Consider the following 8,009-nt stretch of genomic DNA (forward strand, 5'->3'; position numbering starts at 1 on the left):
CCGCGCGCGCTCGGTTGCCGTCGGGGTTGTCAGTAAATGGCAATGATCCTTCATAAAAGCGGACTGCCAGCATGACGCAGAAATTTGGCTTGACCCGCGGAAATTTTTTTCGCGGAATGATTCTCGGCAAGCGGAGCGGTCACGTGCAGGTATCCGACCAACCCCACGGCCGTAGCAGGCCGACCGGTCGCGAGAGCGCTTTCGCAGACAATGAAATCATCGTTACAAAAACCGATACGGCGGGGCGTATAAGGTACGCCAACCCCGTATTTCTGCGGGTTTCTGCACTGAAGCTCGAGGAAACCCTCGGCCGTCCGCACAGCATCATCAGGCACCCTGATATGCCGCGCGCAATCTTTCGGCTCATGTGGGACACCATTCGAGATCGTCAGGAGTTTTTCGGCTACATCCTGAATCTAGCTAAGAACGGTGATCACTACTGGGTCTTCGCCCACGTAACGGCGTCCTTTGGTAGAGATGGGTCGATCGTCGGCTTCCACTCCAACAGACGGCGTCCGTCTACTTCTCAGGTAAGTGCAATATCGAGCATATATGCCGACATTTTAGCCGCGGAACGCCGTCATTCATCGCCTTCTCAGGCTTTGGCAGCTGGCAGCGAGGCGCTTAATGAGCTGCTCAGCAAACGGCGGATGCGGCACGATGAATTCGCCTTCGCTATCTAGAAAAGCGCGGGTTACAATGCATCTCCCCGGCATATTCTTTTCGATCGCATCCTCCGCATTCATTGCTGTTGCGGCGACATCAGTTCTCAGCGACCAGGTTTGGCAACTTACATTAGCCAGCTTGGCCATCGCTTGTGTCGCAGGTGCTATTAGCGCGTCCTTGAGCATCAGGGCACAAAGGCGTCTGACTGCCCTGGCAGCGTTATTAGAGGCTACTGCGGACGGTGATTTCGAAATCAGGATGACTGGTGTGCCTGGCCCAGGCGTCGTCGGCGCCATTGAGGTTGCTGCCAATCGGTTATTGGATGTTACAGATGCATTTTTACGGGAAGCGGGAGGCGCCATGGGAGCGGCCGCCGAGGGACGTCACTATAGAAAAGTACTTCTTCGCGGATTGCCCGGGGTTTTTCAAGAGACTGCTCATATCATCAATACCGCTGGCGCCGAACTGGAATCTAAGACGCTCCGACTGGCCGAAACTTCACGTACAACATTCGCTCGCCGGATAGCTGCCCTTCCTGCTATGGTCTACGAGGGTCAACTTAACGCGGCAGGAACGTTCGAGCCCCTATACGTCTCAGACAATGCCGAACGAATTTTAGGCTGGACAGCGTCCCAACTCACCCAAGATGGCGGGCGCCATTGGCACACTCTGCCAGCCAGGCAGTCTCCCGAGTTGAACGAAGCTTTCTACGCTAGCGTGCTCCGCGAGGGTTTCGGGACCCGCGAGTATCAGATGCGTCGCGCTGATGGTGAACTCTGCTGGGTAAGGGACCACGCTCGGGTAGCGGATCGCTCCGAGTGTGGCGCAGCAGCGATCATCGGCTATCTCGCCGACGTCTCAGCCGAAAAAGCAATCCAAGCCAAGGCTCAGTTCGGAAGTCGGTTGGCGACGCTCGGGGAGATGGCGACCGGTCTTGCTCACGAGCTCAATCAACCACTCGCTGTCATGTCTATGGCAGCTGAAAATGCAACTCGTGCCCTAAGGGCAAGCCGCCCGGACGACGCCCTGGTCCGCTTGGATCGAATTGGCTCTCAGGCCCAACGTGCACGGGAGATTGTAGACCACCTGCGAATATTTGGTCGCAGCGACGATGGAAAGCCGCCGCAGCCCATTAGCTTGGTGCAGGCTGTTGAGGGAGCCCTCATCTTGGCGGGAGGAGCCCTTCGCGACGCCGCAATTACCGTTCAACGGGAGATTGAAGAGGCCCTGCCGCATGTTCTTGGCCAACTGGTGCCTTTGGAGCAGACAATTGTCAATCTCCTGCTGAATGCCCGCGATGCAATTTCATCAAGTTCTGTGCAAGGCGGCCGCATCGCTATCCGTGCAATGAGTAGTGACTCGAGAGTCGAACTGCAGATCGAAGATAACGGGGGAGGGATCCCGGATAGCGCGCTGGATCGTATTTTCGAACCCTTCTTTACTACAAAAGAGATTGGGAAGGGGACAGGCCTGGGACTGCCAATATGTCATTCAACGATGAGACGCTTCGGTGGTGAGATACATGTGGCGAACACAGAAAGTGGAGCTGTTTTCAGGCTTGTCTTCCTGGAATCGTCCGCGGACGTGAAGCCATAGTCATATTTGGTCCTGTGACGTCTTTGGTGACCTTGGATTGTCGCACTCCATAGCCGCCTGCCTTTCAGCGTTTTGCAACAATACAGTCCAGGACAACACTTCCTTCTCTCGTTCATACCTTAGCGCTAAGATGCTCGGCGGTCGCCACTACACAACGCGCCCCTCGCGTTATTGGTGCATCGCAGTGGTTCACGGAGGCCTTGCTGGTCCCAGGTTGGCGCCGAGTATCCTGAATGTCCTCGGACACCTCGAGCGTACCGTTCGACTTGGTATCGGTGGGCTCCATGCCAAATTTAGCGCATTCCGACAGCGTCTGCTCGCCAGGATATCTTGGACATGCATGCGGCAGGTGACGTCCCTGGGCAGCAAGCGCTGTCTGGAGACCCTACGGAGCAGCGCTTGACGGTTGGTCGTCGGCTTTGGCCAGCGCCAGGGCATAAGCTGTAAGCGTCATCTGACCCCTACCTTACGTTGAAGTGGTTCGGCGTTGGATGTCGACAAGATGACCGACCAATCCACGATCCCTGACGCTTCAGCGGGGAACTCTTTTGAGCCTCTTAGGAGTCCGCGCGTCCGCGGCGCGGTCGAGGTTCGGGTCAAAGCTGAGCGTCGCCGGAATTGGACGCCAGAAAACCGGCCGCGCATCGTGCGGGAGACGCTGGAGCCTGGTGCTGTGGCGAAGCTGATTGCCGAGCGGCATGGGATCAGCGCCGGGCTGCTCTACACTTGGCGCAAGGAGTTGCTGTCCACGGCGATGGCAGGGTTCGCCGTGGTGCAGATGGTGCCTGATGCAGCCTGCCCGACAACATCCGAGGAACGGATCCCAGCGCTGGCCGCGACTGCGACATTCCCGGAACCGTCGTCGATCGAGGTGACCTTTCCGTCGGGCGCGCGGATGGTGCTGCGCGACGAGGTGTCGCCTGCGCTGCTGCGCGAGGTCGTGGCGGGGCTTGCGCAGCGCTGATGCTGGCGCCGCAGTCTGGAACGCAGGTCTACCTGGCCTGCGGAACCACAGACATGCGCCGCGGATTTGACGGGCTGGCGGCGCTGGGGCAAAGCGTGCTGGCGCTGAATCCATTCTGCGGGGCGGTGTTCTGCTTTCGCGGGCGCTGGGGCGTGCTGATCAAGTTTCTTTTGTGGGATAGCCGGGGACTGTGCCTCTATGCCAAGCGCCTCGAGAAGGGGCGGTTTGTCTGGCCGCAGGCGGCGGCCGGTGTGATGGCGATGACACCGGCGATGCTCTCAATGCCGATCGAGGGGATCGACTGGAGGATGCCCGCCTGGACCGCCCGCCCGCAGGCGACGATCTGACGGGCTGAATCGCAGTTTTCGTTGTCGCGATCAGCGATCCCGGTAGAGTCGCCGGGTGGGAAGCACGCCGCAAGCGACAGCAGATGCTGAGATCACTGCCTTGCGGGCGGTCATCCTCGAGCGTGATGCTGCCCTTGCCGAGCGCGAGGGGCGGCTGCTGAACGCGTCGCTCGAAATCGAGAAGTTGCGCCTACAGATCGCCATTCTGCGGCGCGAGCGCTACGGGCGTTCCTCAGAGAAGCTGGGGGGCAGGATCGACAAGCTCAAGATGCTGATCGGCGACGCCGAGGAGGATGCTGCGGCAGCGCGGCTCGTGGCCGACCAGAAGCGTGCGACCCGCGGCGATGGCGATCCAGGGAAACGTCGCCCGGCGGGCCGCTGCCCGCTCCCCGATCATCTGCCGCGCGAGACGGTCATCCATGAACCGGCCTTCGCCTGCCACTGCGGCTGCACCGATCCTGCGCGCCTGGTTCGTCTGGGCGAGGATGTCACCGAGGTGCTGGGGAAGATCCCCACCCGCCTGAAGGTCATCCGCCACCTGCGACCGCGCTATGCCTGCCGGGCCTGCGCCGCGGTGCTGCAGGCGCCTGCGCCGGATCTGTCGGTCGCGCGCGGACGGCCTGGTCCGGGACTGCTCGCCCATGTGCCGGTGTCGAAGTACCTCGACGGGCTGCCGCCCTACCGGCTGTCGGGCATCCTGGCCCGCGAAGGCGTGGCCATCGAGCGCCAGACCTTGGCGGATTGGGTCGGGCGCGGCGCCTGGTGGCTGCGCCCGCTGGCCGAGGCGATCGGTCGGCAGGCCCTGGCCCAGCCTGTGATCTGGACCGACGACACCCCGGTCCGGGTGCTCGCCCCGGGACGTGGGCGGACGCGCGAAGGGCGGTTCTGGGTCTATGCATCCGACCCCAGGCCCTGGGGTGGGACGGGCCCGCCGGTCGCGTTCTACCGATACTCGCCCGACCGCAAGGGCGAGCGACCGGCTAGGCACCTGGCAGGGTTCTCCGGCTGGCTGCAGGCTGACGCCTATGCCGGATATGGCGCCCTGACCCGCGGCGGCCAGCGGATCATCCACGCCGCCTGCTGGGCGCATGCCCGGCGCAAGTTATACGAGGTTTGGGAGGCGACGAAGGCACCGGCGGCCGAGCGCCTCCTGGCCCGCATCAAGGCGCTCTATGACGTCGAGCAGGCGATCAATGGCCAGACTGCCGGTGCGCGCCATGCTGCGAGGGCAGCCCGCGCCCGACCGCTGCTGGAGGAACTGCGGTCCGCGATGGAAGCCGAACGGCGCCGCCTTTCCGCCAAGCCAGCCCTTGCCAAGGCCCTGCACTACGCCCTCGTCCGCTGGGACGCCCTGACGCGCTACCTCGACGACGGGCGCCTCTCGATCGACAACAATCTCGCCGAGCGCCTGCTGCGCGGCATCGCCGTGACCCGGAAGAACTACCTGTTCCTCGGCTCTGATACCGGCGGCGAGCGCGCCGCCATCATCGACACCGTCGACGAGACCGCCAAGCTCAACGGTCTCGACCCGGACGCCTATATCCGCACCGTCCTCGATCGCCTCGCCAGGGGCCTCACCATCAGCCGCGTCACCGACCTCCTCCCCTGGAATTTCCAGCCAGATCCGCAGCCGGTGGGGTCGGGCTTACGCTTATCATAAGCTCGTCGATGCGGCTGTTGGGCCAGCCGCTGACGAGCCGGGTTAGCAAGTCAGTGGAATAGCGCTGCGGATCCACGCAGTTCAGCTTGCAGGTTTCCACCAGGGAGGCGACGGCGGCCCAGCGGGCGCCACTATCGTCGCCGCTGGCGACCAACGCGTTCTTGCGGCTGAGGAAGATGGGGCGGATGGCGCGTTCCACGGTTTTGTTGTCGACCTCCATGCGGCCGTCGTCGAGGAACCGCTCCAGTCCCTTCCGGTGGTTCAGCGTGTAGCGGATCGCCTCCGCTCTCGGGCTGCTCCGCGACAGGCGCCCGAGCTGGGCGTCGAGCCAGGTCAACAGCTCCGCCACCAGCGGCTGACTGCAGGCCTGGCGCACCGGCAGGCGTTCCTCGATAGGACGGCCGCGGATCCCCGCCTCGACGGCGTAGAGGGCAGCGATGCGTTGCAGGACCTCGGTGGCAATCGGCGCCGCGCCGCCCTTGGCCAAGTCAAAGAACCCACGCCGCACATGCGCCCAGCAGAACGCCAGCGGCACATCTCCGGCCAGCGCCTTGTAGGCGGCGTAGCCATCGCACTGGACAATGCCGCGGTAGCCCGCCAGCAGCGCCCTGGCGTGTTCCTGCCCGCGGCCGGGCGCGTACCGGAACATCACGGCCGGGCGATTTGTGCCACCCCAGGGCCGCCCGTCGCGCGCCGAGGCCCAGGCGTATCCCTTCTTCACCTTGCCGCGCCCTGGATCGAGCACCGGCAGGGTGGTCTCGTCGGCAAACAGCCGCGGCGAGGCGAGCAGGATCTCGCGCAGGCGGCGCACCACCGGTCGGATCTCCTGGGCGGCGGTCCCCAGCCAGTCGGCCAGCACCTCCCGACCCAGCGTCAGCCCCTGCCGTGCCAGCATCTGCGCTTGGCGGTACAGCGGCAGGTGGTCGGCATAGCGGGCCACCAGCACCTGGGCGACGGTCGCCTCGGTCGGCAGCCCGCCGGGTACCAGCCGCTCTGGAGCGGGCGCCTGCAGCACCACGCCGGGACAGGCGCGGCAGGCCAGCTTGGGCCGCCGGGTCACCAGCACCCGGAACCGGGCTGGCAGCACATCAAGCCGTTCGGCGCTGTCTGCGCCGATCTCCACCAGCAGGCCATCGCAGCAGGGACAGGTCTCCCGCTCGGGCAGCACCACCTGCTCGATGCGCGGCAAGTGCGCGGGGAGCTGTCCCCGGTTGCCGCGGCGCCGCTTCGCGTGTTGTTCTTTCAGGCCCTTCGAGCGCTGGCCTGCCTCGGCCTCGCTGGCCCCCAGCGTGGCCTCGATCTCCTCGAACGCGAACAGCAGTTGATCGTCGGGCAGCCGCTCCGACTTCTGCCCGAACTGCCGCCGCTTCAGCTTCATCAGCAGGTGGTGCAGCTGCTCGTTCCTGGCTGCCAGCGCGTCGCGCTCGGCCATGGCGGCATCGCGCTGCTCCAGCGTCGCCAGCAGCAGCGCACGCAGCGCGGCGGGATCCTCCGGCAGGCTCGGCATGGTGTCCGCGGCGCCCATCCTGCCCGGGAGTCTACGCAGGCACGCTCGGCGTGGGAATCCGTTTCGTGCTCTGCACCCGCGTCCAGTCGATGCCGTCGAACAGCGCGGCGAACTCCACCGGCGTCAGCCGCACCGCGCCGTCAACAACCGGCGGCCAGCGGAATGCCCCACCCTCCAACTGCTTGGCGATCAAGACCAGTCCGCTGCCGTCCCAGAGCACGATCTTGATCCGGTCGGCACGCTTGGCTCGGAACACCAGCACCACTCCCGAGAATGGATCGGCGCTCAGCACCTCCGCCGCCAAGGCCGCCAGGGCATGCGCGCCTTTGCGGAAGTCCACCGGCTGGCTGGCCAGCAGCACGCTCGCGCCCGTGGGCAGCGTGATCACGCCGCCGAAGTCCGCAGGGCGCGCAGCACGATCACCAACAAGGCCGGTTCCGTATCCGGCAACACCCGCACGAGCGCCCCGGCTACCTGGATCTCGATGCAGGGCGATGGGGTGGACTTGCGTGACGTCACGTTAAGCTCCGCCACGAGCGGCACGAACGAGGGCGGCGCGTTGTGCCGCATCTCCCGCCGCCAGGTGAACACCTGTTGGAAGCAGACCTGCCAGCGGCGCGCCACCTCAGCGATGACGGCGTCGGCTGCGAGCGTCTCCGCGACGATCCGCGCCTTAGCTTCCTCCGACCACCGGCGGCGTCGCCCCGGGGCCCGCAGTACGTCGAACCGGCGATATCCGCAGCCATTCCCGTCATCACTAACGTCGACCACAATGTCGGCTCGAAGCTCCCCACCTGTAGGCGAGGCAGCACGGCATCGGTACGCTTGGGAAAAGTGGCGCCAAGGCAACGCTTACGTGAGGCTCGGCATTTGGCCCCAAGGAATCGACGGTCACCGCGAGCCGGTTGGCCGTGACCAAGTCGGCCACCGGCTGCCGCTGCCGGGTGTGGTACCGCACGTCGTTCCAGGCCAAGAGCACGGCGCTGCAGCCAGCCTGCGCCGCAGTGTTGGCGAGGAAAGGCAGGCGCTGGTGGTCGGCGCCGTCCAGGTAGAAGGCCGCGACATAGAGGAGCGGCAGAGCGAGGTGGCGCTGCGTTTCCTTGGCGGCCATAGCGAAGCGGCTGGCAAAGTCCGCATCCGGGCGACGCAGCAGGATGGAGGCTAGAGCATAATCCGATCATTCTGGTTCATATCCTGCGGCGGTGAAGTAGCTGGCACACTCCTGCGGTGAGAACTGCGGGAGGGCGTCACGGATGGCATCCCAGAGCG

Annotated in this window: 9 protein-coding genes; 6 read left to right on the forward strand and 3 right to left on the reverse strand. The window is 64.6% G+C overall.

The features are described 5' to 3' along the window. Positions 1-71: 71 nt before the first annotated feature. From WFI16_RS26645 to tnpC (WFI16_RS26665), 5 genes are all read left to right on the forward strand, one after another. Positions 72-683, forward strand: a complete 612-nt coding sequence (locus WFI16_RS26645) for a PAS domain-containing protein (protein ID WP_419900884.1) — start codon at positions 72-74, stop codon at positions 681-683. A 16-nt stretch (positions 684-699) separates the two neighbouring features. Continuing rightward, positions 700-2,262, forward strand: a complete 1,563-nt coding sequence (locus WFI16_RS26650) for an ATP-binding protein (protein WP_419900885.1) — start codon at positions 700-702, stop codon at positions 2,260-2,262. Positions 2,263-2,764: 502 nt separating this feature from the next. Then, on the forward strand, positions 2,765-3,226 hold the full coding sequence (gene tnpA / locus WFI16_RS26655) for an IS66-like element accessory protein TnpA (protein WP_419900886.1): 462 nt from the start codon (positions 2,765-2,767) through the stop codon (positions 3,224-3,226). Then, the gene (gene tnpB / locus WFI16_RS26660; protein WP_419900887.1) at positions 3,226-3,573 is read left to right on the forward strand and encodes an IS66 family insertion sequence element accessory protein TnpB; all 348 of its coding nucleotides are present in this window, start codon (positions 3,226-3,228) and stop codon (positions 3,571-3,573) included. Before tnpA (WFI16_RS26655) ends, tnpB (WFI16_RS26660) begins: the two co-directional genes overlap by 1 nt. 55 nt (positions 3,574-3,628) lie before the next feature. Beyond that, positions 3,629-5,233 (forward strand): IS66 family transposase, encoded by a 1,605-nt coding sequence (gene tnpC / locus WFI16_RS26665; protein ID WP_419900888.1) that lies wholly within the window; start codon positions 3,629-3,631, stop codon positions 5,231-5,233. Here the strand turns inward: tnpC (WFI16_RS26665) and tnpC (WFI16_RS26670) are convergent. The 3 genes from tnpC (WFI16_RS26670) to tnpA (WFI16_RS26680) are packed head-to-tail and all read right to left on the reverse strand — an operon-like array spanning position 5,163 to position 7,511. Then, positions 5,163-6,758, reverse strand: coding sequence for an IS66 family transposase (gene tnpC / locus WFI16_RS26670; RefSeq protein ID WP_419900889.1), 1,596 nt, complete (start codon positions 6,756-6,758; stop codon positions 5,163-5,165). The two genes, tnpC (WFI16_RS26665) and tnpC (WFI16_RS26670), sit on opposite strands and share 71 nt — an antisense overlap. Before the next feature lie 13 nt (positions 6,759-6,771). Next, entirely contained in the window at positions 6,772-7,128 is a 357-nt protein-coding gene (gene tnpB, locus WFI16_RS26675) for an IS66 family insertion sequence element accessory protein TnpB (RefSeq protein ID WP_419900890.1), read from the reverse strand. Continuing rightward, the gene (gene tnpA, locus WFI16_RS26680) at positions 7,125-7,511 is read right to left on the reverse strand and encodes an IS66-like element accessory protein TnpA (protein WP_419900891.1); all 387 of its coding nucleotides are present in this window, start codon (positions 7,509-7,511) and stop codon (positions 7,125-7,127) included. The genes tnpB (WFI16_RS26675) and tnpA (WFI16_RS26680) overlap by 4 nt, the downstream gene beginning before the upstream one ends. Before the next feature lie 85 nt (positions 7,512-7,596). Here tnpA (WFI16_RS26680) and WFI16_RS26685 point away from each other — a divergent pair, with 85 nt between their 5' ends. After that, on the forward strand, positions 7,597-7,905 hold the full coding sequence (locus WFI16_RS26685; RefSeq protein WP_419900892.1) for a hypothetical protein: 309 nt from the start codon (positions 7,597-7,599) through the stop codon (positions 7,903-7,905). Positions 7,906-8,009: the final 104 nt, after the last annotated feature.

This window comes from Roseomonas sp. USHLN139 (assembly GCF_037145735.1).
In the GTDB taxonomy this organism is placed as follows: Bacteria; Pseudomonadota; Alphaproteobacteria; order Acetobacterales; family Acetobacteraceae; genus Pseudoroseomonas.

Coding starts and splice junctions, on each gene's coding strand:
- tnpB (WP_419900887.1), top strand. CDS start 3,226: ATGCTGGCGCCGCAGTCTGGAACGCAGGTCTACCTGGCCTGCGGAACC.
- WFI16_RS26645 (WP_419900884.1), top strand. CDS start 72: ATGACGCAGAAATTTGGCTTGACCCGCGGAAATTTTTTTCGCGGAATG.
- tnpC (WP_419900889.1), bottom strand. CDS start 6,758: ATGGGCGCCGCGGACACCATGCCGAGCCTGCCGGAGGATCCCGCCGCG.
- WFI16_RS26650 (WP_419900885.1), top strand. CDS start 700: ATGCATCTCCCCGGCATATTCTTTTCGATCGCATCCTCCGCATTCATT.
- tnpA (WP_419900886.1), top strand. CDS start 2,765: ATGACCGACCAATCCACGATCCCTGACGCTTCAGCGGGGAACTCTTTT.